1 protein-coding gene is annotated in these 704 nt (G+C 55.1%); it reads left to right on the top strand.

Going from position 1 to position 704, the window contains the following annotated elements:
- A partial coding sequence (locus NUW23_02860) for a DeoR family transcriptional regulator (protein MCR4425119.1) occupies positions 1-447 on the top strand: 447 nt, incomplete at its 5' end.
- Positions 448-704: the final 257 nt, after the last annotated feature.

Below are 704 nucleotides of genomic sequence, written 5' to 3'. Positions count from 1 at the left end.
ACGGTAGTGACGACTACATTCAACATCGCCACTCTTCTCAAGTGCAATAGCAATATCTCAGTGATTCTGATAGGCGGACTTCTGCGCGGACCTGGTGAGTCGATGGTAGGGGAGCTGGCCGAGGCTATGCTGGACCGACTCCATGTTCCTAAGGCATTCATTGGGGCCGCAGGTGTCACCGCTGAGAACGGGATCATGTACGCAAACCCACTTGAGGCCCAAATAAGGAGGAAGATAGTTCAACGGAGCCGCACAGTGGTACTGGTGGCCGATCACAGCAAGTTTGGCAGGCCTGCCCTGGTGTCTGTCTGCCCGCTGACCCAGGTACATCACGTTATCACAGGACATGGAATCCTTCCCGAGTTCTACACGCTGATGGTCTCGAATGGCATCAAGGTCACGATGGTGGGTCATGATAGCCCTTCGTCGTTAGAGGACCAGCCGTAGCTCCGGAAGGCCCCATGGTCTGGTAATGTGCTATGGGAGGTGAGAAAGAAGCTCAACAGCCCACGGCATGGAAGTGCGACCTTGTACACGACAACTAAGGAGGAGTGTAACACTATGCGTGGCAGTAGAACCCTAGTTGCGACGATTGCCGCAGTCGTATGCGCAGTCATGCTTGGTAGTGTCGCGGGAGTAGTCATGGGAGCCCCCAAAATCGTGATCAGGGCTCCATGGATCTATCGTCTCTCCCCATGCAGCCC

The organism is Bacillota bacterium (assembly GCA_024655925.1).
Classification (GTDB): Bacteria; Bacillota; DTU025; order DTU025; family JANLFS01; genus JANLFS01.
The sequence above is the reverse complement of the archived record's forward strand: the minus strand, read 5'-3'. Positions and strand labels throughout refer to the sequence as shown.